Annotated in this window: 1 protein-coding gene; it reads right to left on the reverse strand. The window is 44.1% G+C overall.

Translation table 11 applies throughout. The annotated features are described in order from the left end of the window. Positions 1-213 (reverse strand): STT3 domain-containing protein (locus ASJ81_RS23400; protein WP_141241791.1); only part of this gene is annotated, 213 nt, incomplete at both ends.

Here is a 213-nt window from a genome sequence, read left to right on the forward strand (position 1 = left end):
TAGCCATCATTTGATCGAACAATGGGCCGAAATGTATGTAACTCCCATTAGGATAATTGGTCATTGGGTCGAAGAATATCCTGTGGGGGTAGTTTTCAAGCAGAGTTCTTAAAGTACGCATATGGTACCAGGCGTCATTGGTCGTAAACCTTACGGATCCATCGGATAAGAATACCGTAGCTGAAGGACGTGTTCTGATCCATAGAGACACGA

Origin of the sequence: Methanosarcina spelaei (assembly GCF_002287235.1) — an archaeon.
GTDB lineage: Archaea > Halobacteriota > Methanosarcinia > Methanosarcinales > Methanosarcinaceae > Methanosarcina > Methanosarcina spelaei.